Source organism: Curtobacterium sp. PhB25, from assembly GCF_004365375.1.
Classification (GTDB): domain Bacteria; phylum Actinomycetota; class Actinomycetes; order Actinomycetales; family Microbacteriaceae; genus Curtobacterium.
In genome coordinates this window covers 414,074-441,065 of the sequence record NZ_SODR01000002.1, presented here as the reverse complement: position 1 = coordinate 441,065, position 26,992 = coordinate 414,074, and the positions used below count along the sequence as shown (strand labels likewise).

The window sequence follows — 26,992 nt, the reverse complement described above, 5'->3', positions numbered from 1 at the left end:
ACGTGGGCCGCGCCGACCGAGCTTGCGAGGGAGGCGTGGCGGGGTCGCCACGGGCCTCCCGTCCGGCAGCGGTCGCGACCAGGGCGTCGCGCTCGCCCGGACACGAAGGGCTCAGAGGTGCTTCTCCATGCAGTAGCTCGTCGGGTCGTCGGTGTACGGCGGGAACCGCGGGACCTGGCGGTACCCGAGCTTCTCGTACAGGGCGATCGCCGCGACCTGTGGCAAGCCCGTCTCCAGTTGCAGCGTCTCGATGCCCAAGTCGTGCGCGTGCGCCTCGAGTGCCTGGAGCAGGGCTCGACCGACCCCGAGCCCTCGGGCCTCGTCGGTGACGAACATGCGCTTGACCTCGCCGGTTCCGTCGCGCCGATCAACCAGTGCCGCGGTGCCGACGGCCACGCCACCCTCGCGAGCGACGAACAGCGAGACCGCGTCGGCTTCCAGGGCGTCGACGTCGAGGCCGTAGTAGTTCTCGGCCGGGTACAGGGCCAGGGCGAAGGCGTCCCCCTGGCGGAGCAGGCTGAGGACGTCGTCGCTGCGAGGGCTCTCGATCTGGATGGAAGGCACGGCCGATTGTACGAGCTCAGTCGGCGACTGGGCGTCGTCCCGCCGAGGATTGGAAGCGCACCAGGTACCCGTCCGGGTCCTGCACGAGGAACTGGTCCACGCCGGCCTGCTCGTTCCCGACGTCGTACCACTTCGTCTCGGGCTGCATGAAGAGTTCGGTCCCGGCACGGAGTAGGGTGGCGGCGAGCGCGCGGCTGTCGGGCACGGTGATCTGGAAGTTCACGCCCCGGCCGAGCGGGCGATCGAGCGGGCCGGTGATCCAGTTCCGACCGACGCCGGCCTGTTCGAGCATCAGGTGTGCGGTGCCGAGGGCGATGTACGCGAAGCGCTCCTCGGGCCGCGCGTAGCGGATCTCGAAGCCGCACAGGTCGCACCAGAACGCGAGGCTCCGGTCCAGGTCGGCGACGAGGAGTTCGGGGACGAGTGCGGGCTCGGGGACGAGTGCGGGCTCGGGGGGCATGCTCACCGGAACAGGTCGAGGTGCGGTGTCGCGCCGGGATCGGCCATCTGCGCTTCGGTCTCGCGCACCAGCTCGTCGACGCGGGCTCCCCACTTGCGCATGAAGACCACGCGGGCGATGCCGATGACGGCCCACAGCGCTGCGACGACCCCGCGCCCGATGCCCGCCAGGTCTCCCTGCAAGACCTCCGGCACGGCGAGCGCGGCCCACAGGATGCCCAGGCTGATCCAGACCCACCCGGTGACCGCGCCCTGCGACGTCTGGCGGCGCAGGAAGCGCCTCCGGATCACGACCGGGACACCGGTCGGGTCGGCGCCACCGCGCAGCCACCGGTTCATCGCTCGGTACGAGCCGTAGCCGCCGAAGCGCGACCAGCTGCCCAGGATGAGCGCGAAGCCACCTGCGGCGAGGACGGCCACGACGACGAGGACGACCGTCTGGGACATCTCCGGGAAGTGGAGGCCGACCAGCATGAGCCACAGCCCCACGAACACAGCAGGGGTGCCGAGGAGCTGCGCCCACCCGATGGCGTCGAGTTGTCTGATGCTCACCATTGCACTCTACGCACGCCCACTACCGCCGTCAGATGCCGGGACAGGAATACGTCGATGCGGCGTCGTGCGAGGATTCGTCGACCACCTCGACGAAGGGCCAGATCATGACCACCGCGCGCACGTTCCACCTGATCAGCACGCTGCTGCTGGCCGTCGGGTTCCTCGGCGTCGGCGCGCTGATGTTCGACGTCTACTACGGACCGGAGGGTGGGGGTGCCAACATCGGCCTCGGGCTCGTGATGCCACTGTGCCTCGGGTCCGGCGTCGTCGGCATCGCGATGGGCGTCGCGGCCCTCGTGACGACGTGGCGGACCACCCGCGCCGCTCGCTCGCGACAGCCCGTCCGGTAACGGAGGGTCGTGAGCCGTCCGCTCACTTCGACGCCCCGGTACCGGGCAGGCTGAGGATGTTGTCGGTGCCCTGCGGCACGACGATGAGCGAGCCGTTGTCGCCGGCGCTCTTGAGGGCCTCGATCTCACGCTGCTTGAGCGCCGCCGCCGAGAGCGGGTGCTCGTTGAGGACCTCGTTCGCGTCCGCCTGCCCCTGCGCCTCGGCGACCTGCTGCTGCGCCTGCACCTTCTTCGCGTCGAGCAGCGCGCGCTCCTTCGTGACCTGGATCTGTGCCTGCTGGGCCGTGGCGTAGGCCTCGGTGACGGACTTCGGCGGGGTGATCTCCTGCAGTGCGAAGTTGTCGACGTGCACGCCGGACCCCTTCCACCGGGTCTCGAGGGCCTGGATCATCGACTTCTCCACCGTGCCGCGCTTGGTGATCAGCTCGATGGTGGTGAAGTCGTTCGGGACCTGCCGGACGACGCTGCGCACCGAGTTGCCGATGAACTGCGTCTTGAAGTTCTCCTCGGTCTTGTAGGACCGGTAGATGTCGGTGACCGACTTGGCGTCGATGCTGTACTGCAGGTTCAGGCTGACGTTCGACGAGACGCCGTCCTGGTCCTGGACGGTGACGTAGGGGCCGGATCGCACGTTCCCGTTGTTGTCGGAGTCGGAGCCGTTCACCGCGTTGATGTAGGTGACGGTCTGGTTCCGGATGTTGAACGTGTGGAGCGTGGCCCACGGCGCTTTGAAGTGGAACCCGGAGTCCGTGGTCTGCCCGACGATGTTGCCGGAGATGTCCACCTGCACTTTCGACTCGCCCGTGTCCTGCGCGTACAGGGTGCTCCCGAGTGCCAAGCCGACGAAGACCAGGCCGGCTCCGGCTGCTGTCCACGTGGCGATGCGGTTCGGGCGGCGGGTGGGAACGGCTGGCCGGGCCTCGCGACCGGGGGTGGCCGGTCGCTCCGCGGTGGTGTAGGTCCGTTTCCGGAACGGGAGCGCGACGAGCGCGATGACGAGGAAGACGATGGCGGCAACGAACATGACGAACACTCCTGGATGGTTGTCCGTGCAGTCTGCCGTATTCGGAGGCCCGAACAGCCTGGTGCGAGGTTGCACGCATGGTGCGGCCCTGATGCCTCGCACCATGCGGTCAACCTCGCACCGAGCGGGCTCCCACCGCGATCAGCGGGCAGCCAGGCCTCCGGTCACCAACCCGGCACGGCCACGCGCACCGCGCTGATCCGCCCCGCACGGGTCTGCGCCGTCGTCGCCGGGTCGTAGCTGTCCGCCGTCGCCAGGTACAGCGTGCGGCCGTCCTCGCCCCCGAGCGCGCAGTCGATCGCGCACAGCCCCGGCGCGTCGATCCGGTCCGTGACCTCGCCGCCCTCGAGGACCCGGAGGAACTCCCCCGTGTCGACGGAGCAGACCCAGACGGCGCCGTCGCGGTCGACCGTGCTGCCGTCCGGCGTGACGCCACCGGGAAGCGCTGCCCACTCGCGTCGGCCGGTCAGCGACCCGTCGGGCTCGATGTCGAACGCGGTGAGCCGGCCGCCCCACGTCTCGCTCACCACGAGGGTGCGGGTGCCGGGCAAGACGTTCGCGCTGTTCGGGAACACCAGCCCCTCGGCGGCGAGGCGGAACGAGCCGTCCTGCTCGATCACGTACAGCGGACCGGGGCGGAGCTCCTCGTCGCCGTACAGGTCGTAGCCGAAGGCCCCGATGTAGGTCCGGCCGGTCGCCTCGTCGACGACGAGGTCGTTCAGGAGCGACGACTCCTCGCCGGACAGGTCGGCGAACACCGACGTCTGGCCACGATTGTCGACGGCGACGACCGTGCGGGACTCCATCGAGCTGACGATCAGTCGCCCGTCAGCGAGCCACCCGAGCCCCGACGACTGGCCCTCGACCGTGGTCTCGAGACGCGGAGCCGCGGTCGAGGTCGGGTCCATCGAGAAGACCTCGCCGGTGTGCATGTCCGAGTACCAGAGCCGCCCGTCGTGCCAGCGGTTGCCCTCGGGGAAGCGGATGTCGGTGACGACGTCGGTCGCGGAGTCCAGAGTGATGTGCACCGGTCCACCCTGCCAGCCGGACCCCCGCGCCACCCGGTGGTCTGGCACGATCGAGGCATGCCCCTCGACGGAACTCCCCTGGAACGGCTCGGCTTCCTGACGATCGGGTCGTTCGACCCCGCCCGACCGTCCGAGGGTCACGAGGACACGCTCCGGGTCATCGAACGCGCCGAAGCGCTCGGCTTCGACAGCGCGTGGCTGCGCCACCGGCACCTGCAGCACGGCATCTCCTCCCCCGTCGCCGTGATGGCCGCCGCGTCGCAACGGACCTCGCGGATCGAACTCGGCACCGCCGTCACGCCGATCGGCGCCGAGAACCCCTTCCGGCTCGCCGAGGACCTCGGCACCGTCGACGTGCTCTTGGGCGGACGGCTGAACCCCGGCTTCTCGGTCGGCACCCCGATGAACTTCGACCTCTACAAGGACGCGATCTACCCCGACACCGCCGAGCACGAGGACCTCGGCAACGACCGACTCCTGCACTTCCGTGCCCTCGTGCGCGGAGACGCCGTGGCCGGAACCGGCACCGGCGCCGTCGAACGCCGAGGGATCGAGGAGTTCGCGAGCACCGTCCAACCCCACAGCACCGGCCTCGCCGACCGCATCTGGTACGGCACCGGCAGCACGAAGTCGGCGGTCTGGGCCGGCGAGAACGGTTTCCACCTGCTCACGTCGAGCGTCACCCGCAGCGAGGTCGGCACGGACTTCGCCGCCAACCAGCGCGCGCAGATCGACGCCTACCTCGACTCCCACCCCGATCCCAGCACCGCTCGGGTCTCGCAGGGCCTGGTCGTGATCCCGACCGACACGGCGACCCGCGAGCAGGAGGCCCGCTACCGCGCCTACGTCGAGAGCCGCTCGGGCCGCGTCGGCGTGCCGATGGGGCCCGCAGGGATGCTCTTCGCCGCCGACCTCGTGGGGACCTCGGCTGAGATCGCGGACCGGTTGCGCGCCGACGCCGGCTACCAGGCGGTCACCGAGGTCGCCTTCGCCCTGCCGTTCTCGTTCGAGCCGGACGACTACGCGCAGATCACCACGGACATCGCGGAGCACCTGGGTTCGCAACTCGGCTGGGCGCCGCGACCCGCGGCCTGAGAACGGCGCCAGACCGCCGGACGGGAGGCACTGTGCCAGCTCTCGCCGTGCCTCCCGTCCGCCTCGGGGTCGCGCCCAGGGCGCGTGATCAGTCCTGCTGGTCCGCCTCCACCGCATCCTGCAACCGCTCGAGCACGTCCGGCACCGCCGAGCGCACCCGGCTCCAGCTCGGGATGAACGGCTTGTCGTCCGGGCGTGCGCTGAAGGCGCCGCCGGCGTCGAGGATCGCCTTGGTGAAGAGCTCCACGGCCGCTTCTTCGGCGTGCTGGTCGAAGCCGAGCCCGCTCATCTCGGCTTCGTGCCGGTAGACCTCGACGATGTCCAGGGCGTTCCGGTAGTACGTCGCCTTGAGCACCCGGAACGAGTCCGAGGTGAGCGGGAAGCCCATCGTCGCGAGCTTCCGGAGCAGCGACTGCACGATGTCGTTCCCCATCCGCGCGAGTCCGCCGGTGCCGTCGGCCTCGGCGAGGGGCTGGTGCTTGTGGTCGTACGCGTCGGCGATCTCCACCTGGCACACCTGCCGGGTCGCGTAGTCGCGGTAGACCTCGGACAGCATGCCGATCTCGAGGCCCCAGTCCCCCGGGATCTTCAACCCGTTCAGCACGTGCGCGCGCATCGCGAACTCGCCGGACAGCGGGTAGCGGAAGCTGCTGAGGTACTCCAGGTACTCGGACTCGCCGTAGACCTGGCGGAGCGACCGGAGCAGCGGACCGACGAGCAGCCGCCCGACGCGCCCGTTGATCCGGCCGTCGGCGACGCGGGCGTAGTAGCCCTTCGAGAACTCGTAGTCGAACGCCGGGTTCGCGACCGGGTAGAACAGCCGCGCGAGCATGCCCCGCTCGTACGTGGTGATGTCGCAGTCGTGCAGGGCGATGCACTCCGCACGCTCCGATGCAAGCGCGTAGCCCGTGCAGTACCAGACGTTCCGGCCCTTGCCCGGCTCGCCCGGCGCCAGGCCCTCTCGCTCCAGCTCGGCGTCGAGTTCCCGCAGCCGCGGCCCGTCGTTCCACAGGATGCGGTGCCGCTGCGGCAGCCGCGCGAAGAACTCCCGCGCGTGCTCGAACTGCGAGCGGTCGGCACGGTCCAGCCCGATCACGATCTCGCTGAGCCAGTCGGCCTCGGCGAGCTCGTCGACGATCCGTGCGAGCGCCGGGCGTTCGAGCTCCGAGTACAGCGCCGGCAGGATCAGGCTCATCGGCCGCTTCTCGGCGAAGCCCCGCAGGTCGTCCTCGATGCTCGCGGTGCTGCGGCGGCCGAGGTCGTGGAACGTCGTGATGACGCCGTTCTGGTGGAAGTCGCTCATCGGTGGCTCCTGACGTGCTGTTCGCGGTGCTGTTCGCGGTTGTGTCCGAGGTGGTGTTCGAGGCCTTCGCTCCATCCGAGCGGGCCGGGGTGCGTCGTGCGGTACACGCGCTCGGGTCGGTCGTCGGCGAGCGGACCGGGCGCCGGGCCGTGGCCGTGGACGACGACCGCCAGGTCGACGGCGTCGAGCAGCGCGGTGTCGTTAGGCCCGTCGCCGAGTCCGATGGTGCGCGGAGCGGTGCCGGTGCGACGTTCGTGGTCGGCGACGAGCAAGTGGACCGCGGTCCCCTTGTCGCGGCCTGCGGGCAGGACGTGCCAGAAGCGGCCGCCGCGCACGAGGTCGAGGCCGGCCGCGGCGAGCGCCTCACGGAACGCGTCGGCGCGGTCGTCGTCTTCGGCGTGCCAGAGCAGGACCTCGGAGGCTTCGCGCCGCCGGGCATCACCGGCTGCATCGAGGTCGAGGCCGGTCCAGGCGGCGACGACCTCGTCGGTCTCGCCGCCGAAGGTCGCGAAGTGCAGGCCCAGGTCCGCTCGGGTGCGGTCGAGGGCCGTGCGGAGACGGTCGAGATCGGCGTTCACGGGGCCGGCGCCAGCGCCGGTGATCGCGCTGCCGTCGGGTCCGACTACGATCGCGCCGTTCTCCGCGACGAACGCCTGCCCGTCCAGACCGGTCCGCTGCTGCAGGGCGGTGATCTCGGCCCGGGTCTTGCTGCTGCAGAACACCACCGGCACGTCGTCCGCGCGAAGCTGCTCGAGCGTCGGCAGGGCAGCGTCGAACGAGTAGTCGTGGTGGTCGAGGAACGTCCCGTCGAGGTCCGTGACGACCATCAGGTCCTGTGGTGGCATCGTGCTCCGCTCGCGGCTTGGTGGGCTGCGGGCGACGGTGCCCCGGACCACCCTGCCATGCGTGGGAGTCCGGTTGGTGAACAGGGGCGACTTGCCGTCAGCGCAGTACGGCTGCGACCGCCAACCGCAGCGATGCCCGCTCGAAGGCGGTCCGCGCAGGCGCCCCGGGAAGGGCACGCTCGAGTGCGAGGCCGTTCACGACCGTGAGCAGGAACCGCGCGTGTTCCTCGGGACTGCCGTCCTGCAGGACCCCCTCCTGCCGCAGCACCGACAGCCACCGCTCGACCCGATCGACGGCGAGCCGTTCCATCGCGAGGAACGTGTGCTCGGCATCACCGGCGACCGGCACGGCGACGTAGGCATCGTGCAGCGCCGCCCAGTTCTGCCGAGCGGACGCACCGCTCCCGATGCTCGCGAGGAGCAGGTGCAGGCACCCCTCGAGTCGCTCGGCGGGCTCCTTGGAGTGGTCCGCGATCGGGTCTTCCGGGAGGTCGAGGGTCTGGAGACCTTCGACGACCGTGTCGATGAGCTCCCGCTGCGTCGGGAAGAAGTGCCGGAGCGACCCCGTGCTGACGCCGGCGCGGGCAGCCACCCCACGCACGCTCAGGCGAGCCGTCGGGTCCTCTCCGATCATCGTCGCCGCAGCGATCAGGATCTTCGACCGGGTGTCCGGAGCGGTTGAGTCGACCACGCTGCACCATCCTCTCCACAGGACTAGCACGGTGTGCTAGCTTCTCGATGTGTTGTCACACTGTACTAGAGAGGGCGAGTCGATGGATGCGAACCGGAGAGCGCGACGGTGGACCAGCCGGGCGAAACCCGGCGACGGAACGAGCCTGAAGCCCTTCCACTGGTGGCAGATGACACGGCGGTCACTGATGTCGATCACCCTGACGCGCAACGGCGTACCGGCCCACCACACGATCGACATCCGCCACGGCGGAGATGCGGCCGACGGTGTCGTACGTGCTCGCCTCTACGTCGACGGCGCTCTCACCCTCGTCTCGCGGGTCCCTGCACGATTTCCCGGTCGCCGGCGGGCACATCGAGGTCCGTGTCAGCGAGTCGGGGCTGCGCCGCTGCCACTTCGTCGCCGAGGACGGGACCCAGCGGCAACTCGCTCCCGACCCTCGCTCGGCCGAAGGGCGCCGTCTGCGGTTCGCGCAGCACCACCCTGCGGCGAGCAGGATCATCGGAGCCGTGTCCGTCGTCGTGCTGCTCGTCGGTGTCGGTCTCAACGTCCTGCAGGTGCTCGAGCCGATCTCGGAGATCCCGCCGATCGCGGACACGGTCGGCACGTTCGAGTCGCCTGTGCACCTGACCCCGTGGGCCAACGTCGCGCTCGGCTTCGCGGCAGCCCTGGGAGCGGTCGAGCGCGCGACGCGGCTGCGCTACCACTGGCTGCTCGACGGCGGAGCAGCCTCGTGACGCCGCCAGTCGGCCGCAGCGCGGTGCGACGCTCGGGCGAGATCATCCGACGGGAGTCCCGCGCGTACCTCGTCCTGAACGTCTCGGCGTACGGGCTGGTCGTGCTCGGCTTCGCGATCGGCCTCGTGTTCCCCGGACTCACCGACGCCCGGATGTCCGGGATGGAAGCCGACGGCACCGCCGGACTCGTCACCCGACTCGTGAGCTCGCCGGCGCTCTTCGCGCTGACGATCCTCGCCGTCAACGTCCTCCGGCTCAGCCTGCTCACGATCGTCCTGCCGTCACTGGTCGTCCCGTTCGCGGGGCTCGCGATCTTCGGCGCTTGGGCGGTGCAGACCGGGATCACCCTCGTGCCGTCGACCGGGGAAGGCTGGGTGGCGCTGATCCCGCACTCCGTCACGCTCCTCATCGAGCTGCAGGCGTACGTCCTGCTGCTGCTGGGCTCGTTCCTGCTCGGCAAGTACTGGCTCCGCCCCGGGGCTGCCGGGGCGGAGCGTCATCGGGACGGGTACCGACGTGGACTCCAGCAGCTCGGCACCCTCGCAGTCCCCGCCCTCGCCCTCCTCGTGATCGGCGCCGCGTGGGAGGCAGCCTCACTGCGGTACCTCGTCCACCCGCTGAGCCAGTGGCTCCTCGCGCCGTGACGCAGCTCGCTACGAGGCGAGGTCGGGGGCCTCGACCCGGCCAGGCGCTGCGGCATGCGCACGCGCGGTCCGCACCGTCAGCGTCAGGACACCGCCGAGCACCATGAACCCCGCGGTGATCCACAGCGCGATCGTCGCCGAGTCCGTGGCGTCCTTCGCCGCGCCGATGGCGTACGGCGCCGCGAACCCCGCCAGGTTCCCCGTGGAGTTGATGAGCGCGATGCCACCGGCGAGCGCGGTGCCGCTGAGCATCGACGTCTGGAAGCTCCAGAAGACGGCTGGGATCGAGAGGGCGCCGGCGTTGGCGAGCATCAGTCCGATGATCCCGAGCACCGCCTGGTCGCCGGCGAGGATGCAGATGACGAACCCGACGGCGCTGAGCGCGAAGGCCGCTGCGATGTGCTTCTTCCGTTCGCCGTGTCGGTCGGAGCTGCGGCCGAAGATCACCATGGACACGATCGCGGCGAGGCTCGGGAGTGCCGACACGAGACCGACCGTGACGTCGCCGTCGATCCCGAGGTCACGGATGAGGTTCGGCAGCCAGAAGCTGATGCCGTAGAGCGCGAAGTTGTACGAGAAGTAGATGCCGGTGAGCATCCAGATCATCGGGCTCCGGAAGACCTCCCGGAGCTTCGCGTGTCCGGCGGGTGGGGCTTCGGCGTCGAGGAGCGCGCCCAGCCGGCTGCGTTCGGGTTCGGTCAACCAGCGCACGGTGCGGTGGTCCTCCTGCAGGTACCGGAGGACGACGAAGCCCAACACGATCGTCGGGATCGCCTCGATGATGAAGAGCCACTGCCATCCGTCGAGACCCACGACGTCGCGCATGCCGTCGAGGATGAAGCCGGACACCGGCCCGCCGACGACCCCCGAGGCGGCGAGGGCGATGTAGAAGATGCCCCATGCTCGGCCGCGACGGCTGGCGGGGAACCACTGGGACATGTAGAAGAGCACGCCGGGGATGAAGCCGGCCTCGGCGACACCGAGCAGGAACCGCAGCACGTAGAACGTGGTCTCGGAGTCGACGAGGAACATGCACCCGGAGATGAGGCCCCACGTGATCATGATCCGGGCGATCCACTTCCGCGCACCGACCTTGGCGAGGATCAGGTTGGACGGGATCTCGAAGATGAAGTACCCGACGAAGAACAGGCCGGCGCCGAGTCCGTAGACGGCGTAGGAGAAGCCGAGGTCGGTGCTCAGTTGTTCCTGCGCGAATCCGATGTTCACGCGGTCGAGGTAGGACAGGAAGAAGCCGATCATCGCGAGCGGGAGCACGCGGGTCGACACCTTCCGGAAGAGTGCGTCGTCGTTGACGGTGGTCATCGGGTTCCTTCGTTCGGTGTCGGATCAGCCGACGGTGTCGGCGAGCGGGATGCGGTAGACGCGAGCGGCGGTGCCGTGGAAGAGGGCGTCGAGCTGGTCCGGGGTGGACCCGGCGGCCCCGGTGAGGATCGTGTCCATCACCTCGTCGAAGTCGGGCGCCGTGAGCGTCGCGACGGGCAGGTTCGAGGCGAACATCGACCGGTCGTGACCGAAGACCGCGAGGGTCTCGCGGACCACCGCTTCGTTGCTCGGACGGTCCCAGCGGTTCCCGGGCAGGCCGAGCTCGGAGACCTTGACGACCGTGTTCGGCAGGGCGGCGAGTCGTTCCATGCCGTGGCGCCAGATCGCGAGTCCGTCGTCGCTGCGGTCCAGGGGCAGGCCGCAGTGGTTGATCACGACGGTGGTGTCCGGGATGTCCTGGACGACGTCGGCCGCTTCCGCGAGGTGGTGGTACGGCACGCGGAGGTCCCAGCTGAAGTCGTACGCCGCCAGTCGGTGCAGACCGGCGATCCAGGCTGGGTCCTGCATGGACCCGGGGACCCCGCGCACGGTCGAACCCGGGTGCGCGGAGGTCACGGGCTTCGACCGGACGCCGCGGACCAGGGGGTGTTCCGCGTGCCCCGCGAGCACGTCGTCGAGGTCTGGCTGGGTGAAGAACACGTGTCCGACGGCCGCCATCGGGAACCGCGGGTCCGTTTCGTGGAGCGCGGTGAGCCATGCCGATTCCTCGACCTGCTCGGTGCGGGAGCGTTCGGCCTCGCAGTGCACCGTGCCGATGACGTCCCATCCCGCGGTCGCGCGGAGGTAGTCATCGGGCATGAAGGTGTGGCGCATCGCGGCGTAGTCGCCGAGGAAGAAGTCGGCGTTGACATCCGTCTGGATCCAGGGCCAGTGCCCCTCGCTCTGCAGGTCCCAGAAGTGGTGGTGGGCGTCGAGGATCCTCGGACGGTGGCCGTTGGCGATGGTCATGGTCGGTGCTCCCTACGAAGCGCTGGCGGGCTGGTGGATGCGGGTCGGTCGGTAGACACGGGCAGCGGTGTCGTGGAACACGGCGCGCTGCCCGGCCGCCGGGAGGTCGGCGAGGATGTCCCGGAAACCGTCGAGCATCGCCGCGTAGGTGGTGAACATGCCGTCCACGGGGAAGTTGCTGCCGAACATCACCCGCTCGGCGCCGTAGAGGCCGACGAGTGTCAGGACGACTTCGCGGTTCACGAACTGGTCCCAGCCGTCGGCCTCGGTGCACAGTCCGGATGCCTTCACGACGACGTTCGGCAGGTCCGCGAGCTCGGCGAGCGCTGCACGCCACCCACGCATGGTCCGTGCGCCGTGGTCGAGGAGCACGCCGGCGTGGTTCACGACGATCAGCGTCTCGGGGTGGTCGACGGCGAGCTCGGCCGCTTCGTGGAGGTTCCACCACGGAGTCTGCAGTTCGAAGTGGAGTCCGTGGTCGGCGAGCAGCGCGTAGCCGGCGCGCCAGGTCTGGTCGCTCATGCGCGTCCGACCGGACCCGACCTGCTCGAGCCGAGCCGGGCCTCCTGGCTTGTGCCGGATGCTGCGGACGGACGGGTGCGACGCCTGTGCGGCGAGCACCTCGGCGACGTCGTCGACGTCCAGCCGCGCCTGCGCGGCCATCGCGCCGGGCACGCCGGTGGTCGCGGCGACCCGTTCCAGGGACCGGGTCTCGCCGACGGGGTCGGCCGGGTCCCACTCGGCCTCCATCGAGACGGTCGCGACGACCCCCTGACCAGCGGTGTCGCGGAGCAGGTCGGCGGCGGTGTAGTCGTGCTTGATCGCCGAGTAGTCGCCGTAGCGGTGCGGGACGAGGACGCCGGGCCGCAGCCACGGGTACCGGTCGTCGGCGAGCTGCCACAGGTGGTGGTGCGCGTCGATGACCGGGCCGCGGTACCCGGCCTCAGGCACGAGCGGGCTCCGTCCGCGTGGTGCCGGTGAAGTTGATCGAGAGCGAACCGACCAGGTAGACGGCTGCCGCCATCGCGAGGAACACGAGGACTGCCGTGTACCCGCCGGTGAGGTCGAGGAGCACCCCGGCCGCGATCGGGACGATGATGCCGGCGGCGGTACCGGCGAAGTTCATCACGCCGCCGACGATGCCGACGTTGCTCGGCTTCGCGAGCATCGACGGGATGGTCCAGTAGAGCCCGCCGAACAGGTTGAAGAACACGCCGATGCACAGCAACGCGACGGCGACGGCGGTGTCGGTGACGAACGGCAGGGCGACGAGCGCCACCAGGCTGAGTGCGCCCGAGCCGCCGAACAGCATCTTGAACGCCACGTTCCGGCGGAACCGGCGCTGCAGACGGTCAGCGAGGAAGCCGCTCAGGATCTCGCCCACCGCGCCGCAGGAGAAGATCAGGAACGTCGCGAACCCGAGCGCGGAGAGGTCGAGTCCACGGGCGGCGGAGAGGTAGCTCGGCCCCCACGTGACCAGGCCCCAGAACACCATCGCCCACGCCAGACGTCCGACCACCATCGCGACGACGTTCGCGCGGCTGACCCCGGGGCGGTCGGACTGCTCGTCTTCGGCCTGTTCGATGAGGGCGACCTCGGCGGCGTTCACCGACCGGTGCTCGGAGGGACGGTTCCGCAGGTACAACCACGCGCCGATGCCGAACAGCACCGTGCACACGCCGATGATGACGAACGAGACGCGCCACGAACCGGTCGTACCGATCAGCCATGCCACGACCAACCCGCCGACCGCGGCGCCGAGCGGAGCACCGGAATCGATCAACGTGACGCCGCTTGCTCGCTTGCGCGGCGGCATCCACTTCGACACGAGCGACGATGCCGCCGGCATGAACGGCGCCTCGAACGCGCCGAGGCCGATGCGGAAGAGCACGAGCATCACGGCGTTCGCGGCGAACCCGGCGAGGGCCATGAACGAACCCCAGATGACGGAGGCGATGCCGATCACGGTGCGCGGCCCGAACTTGTCGACCGTCAGACCGCCGGGGATCTGGAGCAGGCAGTACGACCAGAAGAACGAGCTGAGGATGATCCCCTGCACGGTGCCGGAGATGTGGAAGTCGTCCCCGATGAAGGGCAGGGCCACGCTGAGCGCGCTGCGGTCGACGCTGTTGATCGTGTAGAAGACGAACAGCAGGACGACGATCGCCCAGCGGATCCTGGTCGGGCGGGCGACGCTGGGATCGCTGTCCGGCTCGAGGCGGGTGGACGCGGTCATGATGCTCCTTTGCACGGGGTGGGTGCGGCGAGCGCCGCGTCGGGTGCGGCGAGCGCCGCGTCGGGGGCGGCGAGCGCCGCGTCGGGTGCAGCGCAGGCTGCGTCGGGTCAGACGACGAGGGAGAGCAGCAGCACGCCGACCAGGCCGATCACCGACTGGAGGGAGAGCATGAGCGTCCACGTGCGGAACGTCTGCTTGACGGACAGCTGGAAGTACTCCTTGAACAGCCAGAACCCGGAGTCGTTGACGTGCGAGAGCATCACCGAGCCCGACGCCGTGGCGAGCACGAGCAGCTCAGGCGAGATCGACGGGTCGGCCGCAGCGAGCGGAGCGATGATCCCGGCTGCCGTCACGGTGGCCACGGTCGCCGACCCGAGCGCGATGCGCAGCAGGGCAGCGATCACCCAGGCCAGGATGAGTGCCGGCACGTGCCATCCCTGCGCGTACTCGACGATGACCTTGCTCACGCCCGTCTCGGCGAGCATCGCTGCGAGTCCACCGCCGGCTCCGATGATGAGCAGCACCGGTCCGACTGTCTTGAGTCCCGAACCGGCGACGCTCCCCATCGTCGCGATCGACGATCCGGAAGTCCGGCCGAGGCCGATCATCGCGACGACCACGGCCAGGAGCAGCGCGACGACCGGGTCGTCGCAGAACGTCAACACGGTGTGCAAGACGGTGCCGTCGGCCGTGGCGTCGACGCCGAACGCGCCGATCACGAGCAGCAGCGGCGGGAGGAGCACGACGCCGAGGGCGAGCCACAGCGGCGGGCGCAGTTCCGTCAGCTCACGGGACCCGGCAGCGGGACCGGCATCGAGGTCGGGTGCCGGTCCGAACCAGCGCGAGGCGACCCGGGTGAGCACTGGCCCGCAGAGGATGACCGTCGGGATCGCGACGACCAAGCCGAGTGCCAGGGTCAGTCCGAAGCTCGCGTCGTAGGCGGCGACCGCGGCGGTGGGTGAGGGGTGCGGTGGGAGCAGGCCGTGTGCGGTGTACAGGCCGGCGGCGAGGGGCATCCCGACGAACAACAGGTGTGTGCCGGAACGGCGTGCGAGGGCGTAGGCAAGCGGCACGAGCATGACGAAGCTGACGTCGAAGATGTTCGGCAGGCCGATGACGAGCGCAGCGACGGCGATCGAGATCGGGATGAGCGCGACCTTGCGGTTGCCGATGAAGGCGTCCGCGATCCGGTTCGCCCCACCCGTGCTGGTGAGGATCGCGCCGAGGAGCGACCCGAGTCCGATCACCGGAGCGGTGTCGGAGAGCGTGTCGCCGAATCCCTGCTCGAACGTGCCGACGGTGTTCTCGACGCCGAGTCCGCTCGCGAACCCGAGCAGCAGCGCACCGATGAGGAGCGCGAGGAACGGGTTGAGCTTGAACTTCGCGATGCCGATGACGAGCAGGACGATCGCGACGGCGGCGAAGACGAGGTGGAGTTCCGGTGCGCTCACAGCGCAGCTCGCGAACCTGCCGCACGGGCTTCCTCGAACATGCGCTGCCCGATCTCGTCGACCCCGGTGAGGTCGTCGAACGTCAGCAGGTGACCGGCGGGCACGTCGCGGACGAGCCGTGCACCGCCGAGCAGGTAGAACGGCGCGGTCCCCGCGGGCGCGTCGTCATCGGACAGCAGGACGGGGTCGATGCCCGCGACCTCGTGGTGGTGCCCAGCCACCTGGAAGGCCGCGCCGGCCGTCAGTGGCTCGGCGGTCCGCCCGGCCAGCACGGAACTCTGGCGCGGCACCGGGATGGTCGCGGTGCCCGAGGCTGCGGCTGCGATGGTGAGCGGCGTCTCGACGCCCATCAGGTGGTACGGCCAGAACACGCAGGCGTAGCGGCCGTCCCGGCTCACGACGTGCCCCTTGCCGGCGAGCAGGCTCCAGGTCTCCGGGTCGCCGGTGCGGACGACGACGAAGACACCTCCGCCGAAGCTCGCCTCGTCGGGCAGGCGGAGCATCGAGAAGACGTCGAGGCTGCCCGGACGGTCGATGATCCCGCCGTCGGCACGGGCCGCGTACACGTCGGCGAGCTCGGCGGTGCGGACGACGGGGTAGTGCAGGTCCTCGCGGTCGGCGGTGTACCCGGTGTACTGAGCGACGACCGTCATCTCGCAGTGGTCGGCCGCAGCACGGCGCTTGAGCGGAGCGACCAGGTCGGCGCGCGCGGCGAGTGTGGCGTGCAGGTCGTCCCCGAGGGCGAGCAGGTCGGCCATGCCCGGCGCGGGGATGGTCTCGTCGACCTGGGTCACGGTGCCGGCGGCCGGGTCGAACACGAGGTCGTACTCCCCCGACTTGCCGAGCGCGACGATGTCGAGCCCGACCCGTTCGATCCAGGTGACGAGGCGGATGAGGTTGGCCGGCTGGTCCCCGTCGCCGGGCAGGTAGCGGACGCCGGCCGCGGCGGCCGTGGCGGCGAGCGTGACGCCGGCGACGGTCTCGACTTCCTTGCTCACCATGACGACGTGCACGCCGTGCGCGATGGCGGCTTCGGCGTAGGTGACGCCGGCTGCGACACGGCCGGTGGCCTCGACGAGCACGTCGATCGCGCTCCAGTCGATCCCCGCCAGGTCCGGCACGACGGTGGCGTCGCTGATGCCGAGGTCGGCGAGCATCGACTCGACCCCTGCCCCGTCCGGGTCGACGAGGACCGTCGGCGTCATGTCCGCCACGTTCCGCAGCTGCGCCAGGAGGGTCCGTCCGTAGCCCCCGCGCGCGCCGGTCAGCGCGACTCGGATCTGCGTGCCACTGGGCTGCTGGATCGCCATCGTTCCTCGTCTCCTCGTTGATCAGGTGCCCGATGACCGGGTCAGGTGACCACCGGGCGATCGCCACCGTAACACCGCTTGTCACAGTTGTTCAACTTCTTTCACACGGATTCACGTGTATTCTCATTGGAGGACGCGCGCCGGAGAGCGGCGGGCATCGTCAGGAGGGAACGACATGGCCACGATGGGCGTCATCGCCGACGACTTCACCGGAGCGACCGACATCGCGACCGCGTACGCCGCCCGGGGCTACCGGACCGAGGTCCTCACGGCACCCGACGCGCGCGCAGACCCCGGAACGGACGTCTCCGTCGTGGCGCTGAAGACCCGGACGGCGCCGATCGACGTCGCCGTCGCCCAATCGCTCGCCGCGCACGACCGTCTCGCGGCAGCCGGCCACACGAAGTTCTTCCTCAAGTACTGCTCCACGTTCGACTCGACCGATCGCGGCAACATCGGACCGGTCCTCGACGCACTCGTCGAACGCACCGGTGCTGCACGCTGCGTCGTCGTCCCCGCGTTCCCCGACAACGGCCGCACCACCTTCCAGGGACACCTCTTCGTCTGGTCCGACCTGCTCGAGCACTCCTCGATGCGGCACCACCCGCTCACCCCGATGACGAAGTCACGCGTGGCCGACATCCTCCGCCCGCAGACCCGGCACACCGTCGGCGAGGTCCTTCTCACGACGGTGCAGGCCGGGCCGGAGGCAGTCCGGACAGCACTCGACGCGTCCGCAGATCCGTACGTCGTCGTCGACGCGGTCGACGACGACGACCTCGTCACGATCGCCGCGGCCACCGAGGGAGACGTCCTCCGGTCCGGCGGCTCCGGGCTCGCCCTCGGCGTCGCACCGGGCAGTGCGGACGCCACCGCCGCCTTCACCGCGCCCGTCGGCCGCCGCCTCGTCGTCTGCGGCAGCGCGTCGGCGCGCACCCGCGAGCAGATTGCTTCCGCCGTCGCGGCCGACTCCCCCACGCACCAGCTCGACGTCGCCCGGCTCGCCGTCGATGCACCAGCGGTCATCCAGGAGGCCGGGGCCTGGCTCCGAGCGCAACCCGCGGACAGCGCACCCGTCGTCTACAGCGTCGGCGTTCCGTCCGACGTCTCCGCGGACGCCGACAGCTCGACCCGGATCGAGCACGCACTCTCCCAGATCGTCGACCGTGCGATCGCCGACGGCTTCGCACAGTGCATCGTCGCCGGCGGGGAGACGTCCGGCGCGGTGGTCTCGCGGCTCGGGATCCAGCGGCTCGTGATCGGTGCACCGATCGCCCCCGGTGTGTGCTGGGCAGAAGGGGTCACCGCATCGGGACGCCGCATCGCCATCGCACTGAAGTCCGGGAACTTCGGGTCGCCGGACATGTTCGTCACCGCATGGGAGGCCCTCGCGTGAACACCACCGACCCCTGGCTCGCCGACGTCACCGTTGCCCTGGCCGACACCGGCAAGCGCCTCGCGGCGGCCGGCCTGAGCCCCGGCAGCACCGGCAACATCAGCGTCCTCCGCGACGGACGGGTCGCGATGACCGGTACCGGCACCGACCTGAGCGACCTCCGCCCCGACGGCATCGCCGAGCTCACCCTCGACGGCACCCACGTGCACGGGCCGCGGCCGTCGAAGGAGGTCGCCATGCACCTCGCCATGTACGCCCGGAACCCGACGCACGGCGCATGCGTGCACGTGCACTCGCCGTTCTCCGTCGCTGCGTCCTGCCTCGCGCCGTGGTCCGCGACGAGCGCGATCCCACCGATCACCCCGTACTTCGTCATGCGTGTGGGGCAGACGCCACTCATCCCTTACCGGGCTCCCGGCCACCCGGAGATCGGCGCGCTCATCCGCGACGAGCCGACACCCTCCAGGGCCGTCCTGCTCGCCAACCACGGCCAGGTCGTCAGCGGGACGGACACGGCCGACGCCCTCGAAGCCGCCATCGAGCTCGAAGAGGCGTGCCGCATCAGTGTCCTGACCGCGGGACACGACCGACGACTGTTGTCCGAGGACGACGCGATCGAGCTCGCCGACCGGTACGGCACGCCGTGGACCCGACGATCGCTACAGTGACCGTGTGAGCGAGCCGCAGACGTCCGAACCGCCGCTCATCCCCGAGCAGCGGCGCGACCTGATCGTGCGCCACCTGCGGCAGGACTCCGTCCTGAGCTACCGCCAGCTCGCCGGTCTCCTCGGGGTCAGCCACATGACCATCCGGCGGGACATCGCCGAACTCGAGGAACAGGGCCGGGTCATCGCGACCCAGGGCGGCGCGAAGAGCGTCGCACGGGTCGCGAGCGAGCCGCCACGGGTCGAGAAGTCCACGACCGAGGTCCGCGAGAAGGACGCGATCGCTGCCAGGGCCGCGCGGCTCGTCCACGAGTCCATGACGGTCTACCTCGACGCCGGGACGACCATCCAGGCGATGCGGCCCTACCTCGACCACCTGCACGACCTGACCGTCGTGACGAACGACCTCGTCATCGCGTCGTCGTACCTCGACCACCCCACGATCGAGGTCATCGTCGTCGGCGGACGCCTCGACAAGCAGAACCAGTCCACCGTCGGACGGCTCCCCTCGATCGTGCTCGCAGAGCTCTCGATCGACATCGCGTTCCTGAGCACCAGCTCGTGGGACCTCCGTCGCGGGATCACCATCCCGTCCGAGTCGAAGGTCGAGCCGAAGAAGGCGGCGGCGCGCGCAGCCGGTTCCACCGTGCTCGTCGCGACGAGTTCGAAGTACGGCACGTTCGGCCGGTACCGGGTCCTCGGACTCGACGAGTTGTCGACGATCATCACCGACGACGGCCTCCCGCTCCGCGATGCCGCGTCCATCGAGGCCGACGGTGGTGGCGGAACCTCCGTCGAACGCGTCACCGTCAGCCGCTGACTCCATCGAGGCCCATCTGGGGGTGTCGGCCTCCGTCGTCCCGCGAAGGATCACCGAGCAGTCGGCGGGTCCAGTCCGCAAGAGCCGCGGTCGCGGTCCTCGAGATCGCGGCATCGGGCATCATGCTCGTGAACCCGTGGAAGGCACCGGGCCAGACGTGGAGCTCCGCGTCGACCCCCGCTGCCCAGAGGCGGCTCGCGAAGGCGACGTCCTCGTCGCGGAAGACCTCAGCACTGCCGCAGTCGATGTAGGTCTTCGGCAGCGCGGACAGGTCTGCAGCACGAGCCGGAGCGGCGTACTCGGAGACGTCAGCCGTGGCACGGCGCGGTCCGAGGTACGCGTCCCACGCGAATCGGTTCATCTGGCGGTCGGCGACCCCGACGCCGTCGATCTGCCGGGTCGAGACGGTGTCGTCACGGTCGTCGAGCATGGGTGAGACGAGGATCTCTGCCATCAGGTCGGGACCCTGCCGGTCACGGGCGAGCAGGGCTGTCCCCACGGCGAGTCCGCCGCCGGCGCTCTGGCCCGCGATGACGATCCGTGCCGGGTCGATGCCGAGCTCGTCCGCGTGCGCCGCCACCCAGACGAGACCGGCGTAGCAGTCCTCCACCGGGTACGGATCGGGGTACTCGGGTGCGAGGCGGTAGTCGACGCTGACGAGGACCACGTCGTGGTCGAGCAGCCAGTCGTCGAACGAGTCGAGGTTCCCGAGGTGGTGGCCGAACATCATGCCCCCGCCGTGGATCGAGTAGACGGCCGCAGTCGCACCGGTCGCACCGGTGCGCTCGACACGGTCGATGATCGCGAGGTCGATGGGGTCACCGAGGTGCCCCGGCACGGTGACGTTCCGCCGTTGGTATCCGCGGGAACGCAGGCGTTCGTCGAGGACGTCCTCGGGCACGTCGAGCTGCCGCATACGGGGCAGCCTCTCCGCGGTGAGGGTGAACGGACCGCGGGCCTCGAGCGCCGTCAGAAAGGTCGCGAGTTCGGGGTCGAACGGCGGGCGGACGATGGTGTCGGACACGGGCACACTCCTTCGATGAAGAAGTGACGACTCCTGTGAGACGCGTGTGCGGTCCCGTCTGCCGGAGCAGCGCGGGATTTTTTCCCTCTGCGGACGACAGTAGTGCATCCGAGCACGGCGCAGCTCAGTCGTGCGCGTCGTACCTGAGGTAGACGATCGTGTGACCGCTCGAGGTTCCGGTGAACAGCGCGACGTTGCCGCTGATCTGCCCGCCGGGGGTGTCGGCCCCCTGGCTCGTGAGCGCCGCGGACGCACGCTGGGTGAGCTCAGCGGGGTCGCTCTCCCGAAGGGTCGGCGGCTCGGTGCCGTCGGGAAGGCGCACCAGTGCCGACATGAAGTCGCGGTCGCAGGAAGCCTTGGACTCGATCAGGGTCGATCCCTCCGGCAGAGTGACGCCGGTCCTGCTCTCGACGGTCGCCAAGGGTGTCCCCGTGCAGAGTCCGATGCGCATGCAGTCGCCGAGCCGTCCGGTGTGGCCGACGTAGGTCTGGAGGGCGATCACAGCAGCGGCGACGACTGCGAACAACAGTGCGACCAGTGCCACGAGCGCGACGATCAGGCGCGGGAGTGGGGCTTGCGCGGAGTGCATGTGGTGGCACGCTACCGGAGCGTTCTCGACGCCGGCTGCACCGGAGCGGAAGGCTCTCCACGCCCGGTCGGATCAAGCGCGTACAGTGAGGGCCAAGCGGTCGTCGACTGCTGGAGCAGGGCACGACTGGCCACTTCGGATCATCGATTCAGGAGTGCGCCACATGGCCGTGAACCGTGAAGGTCGATTGTTGCGTGCCATCGTCACGCTCGTCGGCAACGTCACCACCGCGCCGGATCACGAGGCCGGCGTGCAGGTGCTCGTTGACGAGTCGGTGGCGTTGTTCGATGCCGATGCGGCCGGACTGTTGGTGTTCGATCCGTCGTCGCGCTTGCGGATCGCGGCCTCGGCTGGTCACCACAGCGGCCTCCTCGAACTCCTGCAACTCGAGACCGGCGAGGGCCCTTGCATCGAAGCAGCACGCACGGGCACGGCCGTCTCGGTCCCCGACATCGAGCTGTCAGAGGCCAGATGGCCACACTTCGCTCGGGCCGCCGTGGACGTCGGATACTCCGCGGTCCACTCGATCCCGCTGCGGGTACAACGGTCCGTCATCGGGTCCCTCAACCTGTTCCGGTGCGCCGCCGGCCCGTTCGACCTCGACGACGTGGCAGCGGCACGGGCGTTGGCCGACATCGCGACGATCACCATCACCCGGCAGCGCACGCTCGACGATGCCGCCACCACGCAGGCGCAGCTCCAGGCCGCACTCGACAGCCGTGTGGCCGTCGAGCAGGCCAAGGGCTGGATCGCGAGCCGGAACCGAGTCGACGCCGACGCCGCGTTCGCCTTGCTCCGGGACCACGCACGGGCCAACGGCCTCCCCCTCGCCGAAGTCGCGCTGGCCGTCACCGCCGGACGGATCACACTCGGCTCCCCGACACCGGACCGCTGAGCCACCGTCCGGCACCGCTCTGTGCGGGAGATGATGGATCATGCACACCCTCGCCCTCCGTGTCCGAGAGTCGTTCTGGTTCCTTCCCGCCCTCCTCGGGATCGCCGCGATGGTCGTTGCGGAGCTCCTGGTCACGCTGGACCACGCCCTGGTGCACAGCGCCACCCGGATCGGGTTCCTCGACGCCCTCAGTGCGAGCGGCGGGCGATCCATCCTGACCACGATCGGCACGTCGATGTTGACGGTGGCGGGCACGTCGTTCTCCATCACGATCTCCGTCCTCGCCACCACCTCGTCGACGTACGGCCCCCGTCTGGTCCGCAACTTCATGGCGGACCGCGCCAACCAGTTCGTCCTCGCCGCGTTCACGTCGACGTTCCTCTACTCGATCGTCGTGCTCCGCTCCGTGCACACAGACGTCGACGACGGCACCGCGTTCGTGCCGGTCATCGCCGTCCACGTCGCGGTGCTCCTCGGCATCCTCGACGTCGCCGTCCTGGTCTTCTTCATCCACCACATCGCGTCGAGCGTGCAGATCACCGCGCTGCAGAAGCAGGTGCAGACCGACCTCGCCGCAGCGGTGGGCCAGGTCTTCCGCAACGGGGACGGCGACGGGATCACCGTCGGTCCGGTGCACGCGGGTGCGGCTCGCTGGGCAGACGTCACCGCAGCCGGTGACGGCTACGTGCAGTCCGTGCAGTGGGAGCGGCTGGTGGGCTGGGCAACGGGACACGACTGCGTGATCGAGGCCGTCGCGATGCCGGGTGACCACGTCATCGAGGGCGACGTCCTGCTCCGGGTCGGCGTCGCGATGGACGCGGAGATCGATCTCGACAGCGCTGGGCGCCGACTCCTGACGCTCGTGACCCTCGGTTCGTCACGGACCCCGTACCAGGACGTCGGCTTCGCACTGCAGCAGCTGGTCGAGATCGCCGTCCGCGGACTCGCCAGCGGCTCCAACGACCCCTACACCGCGGTCAGCGCACTCGACCTCGCCGCGACGCCACTCGTCCCCGTGTGGCGCGGTCGGTCGGCGATCACCGGGTACCTCGACGACGACGGTCGGGTCCGGGTCATCCCGCACTGGCCCACCGCGGAGACACTCGTCGACTCGGTGTTCGACGGCGTCAGGACGTACGGTGCCGACCAGCCGATCGTGGTCTCCGCCGCACTCCGCCTGGCCGAGCGGCTGGACGAGCGCGCTCCCGAAGGTCGCCGGCGCCACCTCGAGTCGACCGTGCGGGCACTCCGCGCCGTGTGAGCGCGGTGCGCGGTGCGCGGGGTGACAGATGTCATGCCGGGATCGTGACGTCCGGCCGAGGCGTGCCACGCCGAGGTGCACGAGGGTGGGCTGTATGAACGACACACCGGTCATCCAGCTCCGCGACCTCCGCAAGCGCTTCGGCGCCGTGGCCGCGGTCGACGGCGTCGACCTGACGATCCGTCCGGGCGAGGTCGTCGCCCTCCTCGGCCCGAACGGCGCGGGCAAGACCACGACGGTCGACCTCGCGCTCGGGCTGTCCACGCCGACGACCGGCGAGGCCCTGCTCTTCGGCGAGGAGCCCCGCGCCGCGGTGGTCGCCGGCCGTGTCGGCGCGATGCTGCAGGGCGGCGCACTCCTGCCGGACATGACGGTCCGGGAGGCGGTCGCCCTCGTCGCCGCCGCGCACCGCCGGCCGATGCCGGTCGACGAGGCCCTCCGCCGTGCGCGCTGCACCGAGATCGCCGGACGCCGGGTGAACAAGCTGTCCGGCGGGCAGCTGCAGCGGGCCCGGTTCGCGGTCGCCGTGGTCTCGGACCCGGACCTGCTGGTCCTCGACGAACCGACCGCGGCGATGGACGTCGAGGCCCGGCACACGTTCTGGTCGTCGATGCGCGAGTTCACCGACGCGGGGCGCACGGTCGTCTTCGCGACCCACTACCTCGACGAGGCCGACGCCTTCGCCGACCGCATCGTCATCATGCGCGCCGGCCGGGTCGTGGCCGACGGCACACCTGCCGAGATCAAGGCGATCACGGCCACGCGTGCGGTCCGGTTCTCCGGGTTGGGTGCCGACGCGCACGTCGCGCTGCGCGGTCTGCCGGGAGTGGTCTCCCTGGAGGCTCGGCGCGACTCCGTCACGCTCCGTTCCGACCGCAGCGACGACACCCTCAGGGCACTCCTCACCGCGTTCCCGCAGGCGCACGACATCCAGGTGGTCGCCTCGACCATGGACGACGCCTTCCTCGCGCTCACCGCCGACCCCGCCTCCGCCCCCACCGACACCGCTCCCGAAGGAGTCCTCACATGACCACCGTGACCGCGTCCGGCCGGCTGCCGATCCGCTACCTGTACGTCGAGACGAAGCGGCAGCTCCGCAACGTCCGCGCGATGGTGTTCACCTTCGCCGTCCCGGTGATCATGCTGCTCGTGTTCGGTTCGGCCTTCGGATCCCAGACCGACCCGACGACGCGTCTGCCGTACCTCGTCGTCACGACGCTGCAGATGGCCTCGTACGGCGCGATGACGGCCGCGCTCAGCCAGGCGTTCGCCATCGTCAACGAGCGGTCGATCGGCTGGAACCGGCAGCTCCGCGTGACGCCGTTGTCCGGGTGGGGGTTCATGGTGTCGAAGGCGATCGCCGCGATGGCCTTCGCCGCGGTGTCCATCGTCATCACGGTGCTCGTCGCGACCGTCGGCCTGCACGCCTCGCTCGACCCGCTGCACTGGTTCGCCGCCGGGTTCGGCATCTGGTGCGGAGTGATCCCGTTCGCGCTCATCGCGATCCTGATCGGGCAGTTCGCGAAGCCGTCCTTCGCGCAGCCGCTCTTCATGGTGGTGTTCATGGGCCTGGCGATCCTCGGCGGGCTGTGGGTCCCGCTGAGCGTGATGCCCGACTGGATGGGCACCGTCGCACATCTGCTGCCCTCCTACTGGCTCAACCGGATCGGACAGATGGGTGCCGGCGCGACCGGGTCCGCGGGCATGACCGAGCCGGCCATCGTCCTGGCGGGCTGGACGATCGTCCTGGCCGCAGTGATCGTGTGGCGGTACCGACGCGACGCCGCACGACAGTGACCGACGGACCTACGCTGGCACCGATGTCCGAGGCGACCAGAACGGCCGAGGCGCGTGGCGCGGAGAACGCACCACACGCCTCCAGGCCGTCACCCCGTTCGTTCCCGTGGGCCGTCCCACCGGGCGCGAGCGACGACGACATCCGCGTCGGACGCCGCCGCTGGTACGCCGGCGCGGTCTTCGCGCTCCTCTGGCAGGTGCTCGAGATCATCGCCGTGTGGACCGACGGCCGGAGCCTGCGCGCACACGTCGTCTCCTCCATCGCCCTCGCCGTCGTCTACGCGGCGTACCTGTTCGCGCCGGAGCTGATGTGGCGGCGGAGCCTGCGCGGCCGGGTGCTCGTGCTCGCAGGAGTCGCACTGCTCGCCGGGCTCCTGCTCTTCGTGGTCGGACCCCTCGCGGTCTGGACCTGGCTGCTCGTCGCTGCGCTCTCCGGATTCGTCGCCGAGCGGTTCTGGGTGGCCGCGGTGGTGGTGCTCGGCATCGTCGGCGCACAGTTCCTCGTCGCGGCGAGCACGGGGTGGGACACCGCGGTGAACAGCGGCATCCTGTTCGCACCGGTCATCACCGTGTCCGTCGGGGCGTCGATGCTGTTCTTCGGCCGGCAACGCGAGGCGGAGCAACGGCTCGGGGCCGCGCAGGACGAGATCACCCGCCTCGCGGTCGTCGAGGAACGCGCGCGGTTCTCCCGCGACCTGCACGACGTGCTCGGCCACTCCCTGACCGTCGTCGCGATGAAGTCCGAGCTCGCCGTCCGGCTGGTGGACGTCGACCCGGCACGCGCGAAGACCGAGATGCAGGACGTCGAACGGCTCTCGCGCGAGGCGCTGCACGAGCTCCGGCGAGCGGTCAGCGGCTACCGCGAGGCCGACCTCGACGCCGAACTGGTCTCCGCCCGCGCCGCGCTGGCCGCTGCCTCGATCACGGCGGCGCTCCCCGAGGACGGTGACGCCGCCGGGGACGACGTTCGCAGCCTGTTCGCCTGGGTGCTCCGCGAGGGCATCACGAACGTCCTCCGGCACGCTGCCGCGAGTCGGGTCCGGGTGACGCTGACCCGGACGGCGCTGACCGTCGAGGACGACGGCACCGGGGTGCTCGCTCCACCGTCGACCGCGCCCGGGCTCGGTGGGAACGGCCTCCGCGGACTCCGGGAGCGCGCGGACGCCGTCGGGGCGGCCCTCACCACCGGCACGAGCGACCTCGGTGGGTTCCTGCTCCGAGTCGAGAGGAGTCCACGATGACCGATCCGATCCGGGTGCTCGTCGCCGACGACCAGGCGCTCGTCCGTGGCGCACTCGCCTCGCTGCTCTCGCTCGAACGGGACATCGAGGTCGTCGCCCAGGTCGCCCGCGGCGACGAGGTGCTCGACGCCGCGCGAACGTCAGGCGCCACCGTGGCCCTGCTCGACGTCGAGATGCCGGGCGCGGACGGCCTGACGGCGGCGGCGACGCTGGCCCGCGAGCTGCCGGCGTGCCGATCCCTCATCGTCACGACGTTCGGGCGCCCCGGCTACCTCCGGCGAGCACTCGAGGCCGGGGCCGTCGGGTTCGTGGTGAAGGACACCCCGGCTGAACAGCTCGCCGACGCCGTCCGCCGGGTGGCCGGGGGCTTCCGCGTCGTCGACCCCGTGCTCGCCGCCGAGTCCCTCGCCGCGGGGCCGTCCCCGCTCAGCCCGCGGGAGACCGACGTGCTCATCGCCTTCCGGACGTCGCCGACCGTGGCCGGGGTCGCCGGCACACTGCACCTGTCCGAGGGCACCGTGCGGAACCACCTGTCGTCCGCGATCGGGAAGACCGCGGCGCGCAACGCGACCGAGGCGCTGCGGATCGCGGCGGACAACGGATGGCTGCTCGGCGCGGGCTAGGCACGGAGGGATACCCCCTCGACCGAGGCGGCACCCGTGGACAAAACGTTCTGCTTCTGGCATGTTAACCACTGAACGTCTGGATTTCAGCGTTCAG

Annotated in this window: 30 protein-coding genes; 13 read left to right on the top strand and 17 right to left on the bottom strand. The window is 70.3% G+C overall.

From position 1 onward, the window contains the following. Positions 1 to 111: 111 nt before the first annotated feature. From EDF51_RS06670 to EDF51_RS06660, 3 genes are read right to left on the bottom strand one after another with little or no spacing between them, the layout of a single operon-like run. Positions 112 to 564, bottom strand: coding sequence for a GNAT family N-acetyltransferase (locus EDF51_RS06670; RefSeq protein WP_134194266.1), 453 nt, complete (start codon positions 562 to 564; stop codon positions 112 to 114). A gap of 16 nt (positions 565 to 580) precedes the next feature. Next, complete coding sequence (locus EDF51_RS06665; RefSeq protein ID WP_131847682.1) at positions 581 to 1,024, bottom strand: VOC family protein; 444 nt, start codon at positions 1,022 to 1,024, stop codon at positions 581 to 583. Positions 1,025 to 1,026: 2 nt separating this feature from the next. Further along, the gene (locus tag EDF51_RS06660; RefSeq protein WP_134194264.1) at positions 1,027 to 1,575 is read right to left on the bottom strand and encodes a hypothetical protein; all 549 of its coding nucleotides are present in this window, start codon (positions 1,573 to 1,575) and stop codon (positions 1,027 to 1,029) included. A gap of 35 nt (positions 1,576 to 1,610) precedes the next feature. On the opposite strand from EDF51_RS06660, the gene EDF51_RS06655 reads away from it, so the two are divergent. Further along, positions 1,611 to 1,928, top strand: coding sequence for a hypothetical protein (locus EDF51_RS06655; protein WP_134194262.1), 318 nt, complete (start codon positions 1,611 to 1,613; stop codon positions 1,926 to 1,928). Positions 1,929 to 1,950: 22 nt separating this feature from the next. Here the strand turns inward: EDF51_RS06655 and EDF51_RS06650 are convergent, their stop codons facing one another. Further along, positions 1,951 to 2,952 (bottom strand): SPFH domain-containing protein, encoded by a 1,002-nt coding sequence (locus EDF51_RS06650; RefSeq protein WP_165901188.1) that lies wholly within the window; start codon positions 2,950 to 2,952, stop codon positions 1,951 to 1,953. A gap of 164 nt (positions 2,953 to 3,116) precedes the next feature. Next, the gene (locus tag EDF51_RS06645; protein ID WP_166673501.1) at positions 3,117 to 3,980 is read right to left on the bottom strand and encodes an SMP-30/gluconolactonase/LRE family protein; all 864 of its coding nucleotides are present in this window, start codon (positions 3,978 to 3,980) and stop codon (positions 3,117 to 3,119) included. A gap of 57 nt (positions 3,981 to 4,037) precedes the next feature. Here EDF51_RS06645 and EDF51_RS06640 point away from each other — a divergent pair, with 57 nt between their 5' ends. After that, positions 4,038 to 5,075 (top strand): LLM class flavin-dependent oxidoreductase, encoded by a 1,038-nt coding sequence (locus EDF51_RS06640; protein ID WP_134194258.1) that lies wholly within the window; start codon positions 4,038 to 4,040, stop codon positions 5,073 to 5,075. An 88-nt stretch (positions 5,076 to 5,163) separates the two neighbouring features. On the opposite strand, the gene EDF51_RS06635 is transcribed toward EDF51_RS06640, so the two are convergent. From EDF51_RS06635 to EDF51_RS06625, 3 genes are all read right to left on the bottom strand, one after another. Further along, a complete protein-coding gene (locus EDF51_RS06635; protein WP_134194256.1) occupies positions 5,164 to 6,378 on the bottom strand; it encodes a glycosyl transferase in 1,215 nt (404 codons plus the stop codon). Next, the gene (locus tag EDF51_RS06630; RefSeq protein WP_134194254.1) at positions 6,375 to 7,223 is read right to left on the bottom strand and encodes an HAD-IIB family hydrolase; all 849 of its coding nucleotides are present in this window, start codon (positions 7,221 to 7,223) and stop codon (positions 6,375 to 6,377) included. The genes EDF51_RS06635 and EDF51_RS06630 overlap by 4 nt, the downstream gene beginning before the upstream one ends. Before the next feature lie 97 nt (positions 7,224 to 7,320). Then, positions 7,321 to 7,914 carry a TetR/AcrR family transcriptional regulator gene (locus tag EDF51_RS06625; RefSeq protein WP_235035868.1) on the bottom strand — a complete coding sequence of 198 codons (594 nt, stop codon included), beginning with the start codon at positions 7,912 to 7,914 and terminating at the stop codon, positions 7,321 to 7,323. A 275-nt stretch (positions 7,915 to 8,189) separates the two neighbouring features. Here EDF51_RS06625 and EDF51_RS06620 point away from each other — a divergent pair, with 275 nt between their 5' ends. After that, the gene (locus tag EDF51_RS06620; RefSeq protein WP_243837083.1) at positions 8,190 to 8,651 is read left to right on the top strand and encodes a hypothetical protein; all 462 of its coding nucleotides are present in this window, start codon (positions 8,190 to 8,192) and stop codon (positions 8,649 to 8,651) included. Next, the gene (locus EDF51_RS06615; RefSeq protein ID WP_208321823.1) at positions 8,648 to 9,295 is read left to right on the top strand and encodes a hypothetical protein; all 648 of its coding nucleotides are present in this window, start codon (positions 8,648 to 8,650) and stop codon (positions 9,293 to 9,295) included. Before EDF51_RS06620 ends, EDF51_RS06615 begins: the two co-directional genes overlap by 4 nt. Before the next feature lie 9 nt (positions 9,296 to 9,304). Here the strand turns inward: EDF51_RS06615 and EDF51_RS06610 are convergent, their stop codons facing one another. From EDF51_RS06610 to EDF51_RS06585, 6 genes are all read right to left on the bottom strand, one after another. After that, a complete protein-coding gene (locus EDF51_RS06610) occupies positions 9,305 to 10,618 on the bottom strand; it encodes an MFS transporter (RefSeq protein ID WP_134194252.1) in 1,314 nt (437 codons plus the stop codon). A gap of 24 nt (positions 10,619 to 10,642) precedes the next feature. Continuing rightward, positions 10,643 to 11,587 (bottom strand): amidohydrolase family protein, encoded by a 945-nt coding sequence (locus EDF51_RS06605; protein ID WP_134194250.1) that lies wholly within the window; start codon positions 11,585 to 11,587, stop codon positions 10,643 to 10,645. A gap of 12 nt (positions 11,588 to 11,599) precedes the next feature. Further along, a complete protein-coding gene (locus EDF51_RS06600; protein WP_134194248.1) occupies positions 11,600 to 12,538 on the bottom strand; it encodes an amidohydrolase family protein in 939 nt (312 codons plus the stop codon). Beyond that, positions 12,531 to 13,823 carry an MFS transporter gene (locus tag EDF51_RS06595; RefSeq protein ID WP_134194246.1) on the bottom strand — a complete coding sequence of 431 codons (1,293 nt, stop codon included), beginning with the start codon at positions 13,821 to 13,823 and terminating at the stop codon, positions 12,531 to 12,533. Before EDF51_RS06595 ends, EDF51_RS06600 begins: the two co-directional genes overlap by 8 nt. A gap of 107 nt (positions 13,824 to 13,930) precedes the next feature. Beyond that, positions 13,931 to 15,274 (bottom strand): gluconate:H+ symporter, encoded by a 1,344-nt coding sequence (locus EDF51_RS06590; RefSeq protein WP_132100913.1) that lies wholly within the window; start codon positions 15,272 to 15,274, stop codon positions 13,931 to 13,933. Continuing rightward, positions 15,271 to 16,584, bottom strand: a complete 1,314-nt coding sequence (locus EDF51_RS06585) for a homoserine dehydrogenase (protein ID WP_134194244.1) — start codon at positions 16,582 to 16,584, stop codon at positions 15,271 to 15,273. Before EDF51_RS06585 ends, EDF51_RS06590 begins: the two co-directional genes overlap by 4 nt. Positions 16,585 to 16,759: 175 nt before the next feature. Between EDF51_RS06585 and otnK the strand changes: the two genes are divergently transcribed. Genes otnK through EDF51_RS06570 form a run of 3 tightly spaced genes read left to right on the top strand, consistent with a single transcriptional unit; the run spans position 16,760 to position 19,465 of the window. Then, a complete protein-coding gene (gene otnK, locus EDF51_RS06580) occupies positions 16,760 to 17,980 on the top strand; it encodes a 3-oxo-tetronate kinase (RefSeq protein WP_134194242.1) in 1,221 nt (406 codons plus the stop codon). Beyond that, positions 17,977 to 18,648: a class II aldolase/adducin family protein gene (locus EDF51_RS06575; RefSeq protein ID WP_235035866.1), complete on the top strand. Its 672-nt coding sequence runs from the start codon at positions 17,977 to 17,979 to the stop codon at positions 18,646 to 18,648. Before otnK ends, EDF51_RS06575 begins: the two co-directional genes overlap by 4 nt. 4 nt (positions 18,649 to 18,652) lie before the next feature. After that, positions 18,653 to 19,465, top strand: coding sequence for a DeoR/GlpR family DNA-binding transcription regulator (locus EDF51_RS06570; protein WP_134194238.1), 813 nt, complete (start codon positions 18,653 to 18,655; stop codon positions 19,463 to 19,465). Here EDF51_RS06570 and EDF51_RS06565 read toward each other — a convergent pair. The 3 genes from EDF51_RS06565 to EDF51_RS20250 all read right to left on the bottom strand — a co-directional run bounded on the left by EDF51_RS06565 (position 19,455) and on the right by EDF51_RS20250 (position 21,439). Then, the gene (locus EDF51_RS06565; RefSeq protein ID WP_134194236.1) at positions 19,455 to 20,489 is read right to left on the bottom strand and encodes an alpha/beta hydrolase; all 1,035 of its coding nucleotides are present in this window, start codon (positions 20,487 to 20,489) and stop codon (positions 19,455 to 19,457) included. The two genes, EDF51_RS06570 and EDF51_RS06565, sit on opposite strands and share 11 nt — an antisense overlap. Before the next feature lie 124 nt (positions 20,490 to 20,613). After that, positions 20,614 to 21,078 carry a hypothetical protein gene (locus EDF51_RS06560; RefSeq protein ID WP_131922629.1) on the bottom strand — a complete coding sequence of 155 codons (465 nt, stop codon included), beginning with the start codon at positions 21,076 to 21,078 and terminating at the stop codon, positions 20,614 to 20,616. Between the two features lie 148 nt (positions 21,079 to 21,226). Continuing rightward, positions 21,227 to 21,439 (bottom strand): hypothetical protein, encoded by a 213-nt coding sequence (locus EDF51_RS20250; protein WP_243837087.1) that lies wholly within the window; start codon positions 21,437 to 21,439, stop codon positions 21,227 to 21,229. Between EDF51_RS20250 and EDF51_RS06555 the strand changes: the two genes are divergently transcribed. The 6 genes from EDF51_RS06555 to EDF51_RS06530 all read left to right on the top strand — a co-directional run bounded on the left by EDF51_RS06555 (position 21,353) and on the right by EDF51_RS06530 (position 26,895). Continuing rightward, positions 21,353 to 21,973, top strand: a complete 621-nt coding sequence (locus tag EDF51_RS06555) for a GAF and ANTAR domain-containing protein (RefSeq protein WP_243837086.1) — start codon at positions 21,353 to 21,355, stop codon at positions 21,971 to 21,973. The two genes, EDF51_RS20250 and EDF51_RS06555, sit on opposite strands and share 87 nt — an antisense overlap. Positions 21,974 to 22,013: 40 nt before the next feature. Beyond that, the gene (locus tag EDF51_RS06550; protein ID WP_131881795.1) at positions 22,014 to 23,234 is read left to right on the top strand and encodes a DUF2254 domain-containing protein; all 1,221 of its coding nucleotides are present in this window, start codon (positions 22,014 to 22,016) and stop codon (positions 23,232 to 23,234) included. A 94-nt stretch (positions 23,235 to 23,328) separates the two neighbouring features. Then, positions 23,329 to 24,264, top strand: a complete 936-nt coding sequence (locus EDF51_RS06545; protein ID WP_131881797.1) for an ABC transporter ATP-binding protein — start codon at positions 23,329 to 23,331, stop codon at positions 24,262 to 24,264. Continuing rightward, a complete protein-coding gene (locus EDF51_RS06540) occupies positions 24,261 to 25,031 on the top strand; it encodes an ABC transporter permease (RefSeq protein WP_208321822.1) in 771 nt (256 codons plus the stop codon). The genes EDF51_RS06545 and EDF51_RS06540 overlap by 4 nt, the downstream gene beginning before the upstream one ends. 23 nt (positions 25,032 to 25,054) lie before the next feature. Continuing rightward, on the top strand, positions 25,055 to 26,272 hold the full coding sequence (locus EDF51_RS06535) for a histidine kinase (protein ID WP_123338446.1): 1,218 nt from the start codon (positions 25,055 to 25,057) through the stop codon (positions 26,270 to 26,272). Beyond that, positions 26,269 to 26,895 (top strand): response regulator transcription factor, encoded by a 627-nt coding sequence (locus EDF51_RS06530; protein WP_123338447.1) that lies wholly within the window; start codon positions 26,269 to 26,271, stop codon positions 26,893 to 26,895. Before EDF51_RS06535 ends, EDF51_RS06530 begins: the two co-directional genes overlap by 4 nt. Positions 26,896 to 26,992 lie beyond the last annotated feature (97 nt).

What these genes read in the sequence shown, in the direction of transcription:
- EDF51_RS06550 (WP_131881795.1), top strand. Translation starts at nt 22,014, where the DNA reads ATGCACACCCTCGCCCTCCGTGTCCGAGAGTCGTTCTGGTTCCTTCCC.
- EDF51_RS06535 (WP_123338446.1), top strand. Translation starts at nt 25,055, where the DNA reads ATGTCCGAGGCGACCAGAACGGCCGAGGCGCGTGGCGCGGAGAACGCA.
- EDF51_RS06545 (WP_131881797.1), top strand. Translation starts at nt 23,329, where the DNA reads ATGAACGACACACCGGTCATCCAGCTCCGCGACCTCCGCAAGCGCTTC.
- EDF51_RS06610 (WP_134194252.1), bottom strand. Translation starts at nt 10,618, where the DNA reads ATGACCACCGTCAACGACGACGCACTCTTCCGGAAGGTGTCGACCCGC.
- EDF51_RS06585 (WP_134194244.1), bottom strand. Translation starts at nt 16,584, where the DNA reads ATGGCGATCCAGCAGCCCAGTGGCACGCAGATCCGAGTCGCGCTGACC.
- otnK (WP_134194242.1), top strand. Translation starts at nt 16,760, where the DNA reads ATGGCCACGATGGGCGTCATCGCCGACGACTTCACCGGAGCGACCGAC.
- EDF51_RS06605 (WP_134194250.1), bottom strand. Translation starts at nt 11,587, where the DNA reads ATGACCATCGCCAACGGCCACCGTCCGAGGATCCTCGACGCCCACCAC.
- EDF51_RS06540 (WP_208321822.1), top strand. Translation starts at nt 24,261, where the DNA reads ATGACCACCGTGACCGCGTCCGGCCGGCTGCCGATCCGCTACCTGTAC.
- EDF51_RS06655 (WP_134194262.1), top strand. Translation starts at nt 1,611, where the DNA reads ATGCCGGGACAGGAATACGTCGATGCGGCGTCGTGCGAGGATTCGTCG.
- EDF51_RS06595 (WP_134194246.1), bottom strand. Translation starts at nt 13,823, where the DNA reads ATGACCGCGTCCACCCGCCTCGAGCCGGACAGCGATCCCAGCGTCGCC.
- EDF51_RS06530 (WP_123338447.1), top strand. Translation starts at nt 26,269, where the DNA reads ATGACCGATCCGATCCGGGTGCTCGTCGCCGACGACCAGGCGCTCGTC.
- EDF51_RS06635 (WP_134194256.1), bottom strand. Translation starts at nt 6,378, where the DNA reads ATGAGCGACTTCCACCAGAACGGCGTCATCACGACGTTCCACGACCTC.
- EDF51_RS06640 (WP_134194258.1), top strand. Translation starts at nt 4,038, where the DNA reads ATGCCCCTCGACGGAACTCCCCTGGAACGGCTCGGCTTCCTGACGATC.
- EDF51_RS06560 (WP_131922629.1), bottom strand. Translation starts at nt 21,078, where the DNA reads ATGCACTCCGCGCAAGCCCCACTCCCGCGCCTGATCGTCGCGCTCGTG.
- EDF51_RS06630 (WP_134194254.1), bottom strand. Translation starts at nt 7,223, where the DNA reads ATGCCACCACAGGACCTGATGGTCGTCACGGACCTCGACGGGACGTTC.
- EDF51_RS06650 (WP_165901188.1), bottom strand. Translation starts at nt 2,952, where the DNA reads ATGTTCGTTGCCGCCATCGTCTTCCTCGTCATCGCGCTCGTCGCGCTC.
- EDF51_RS06665 (WP_131847682.1), bottom strand. Translation starts at nt 1,024, where the DNA reads ATGCCCCCCGAGCCCGCACTCGTCCCCGAGCCCGCACTCGTCCCCGAA.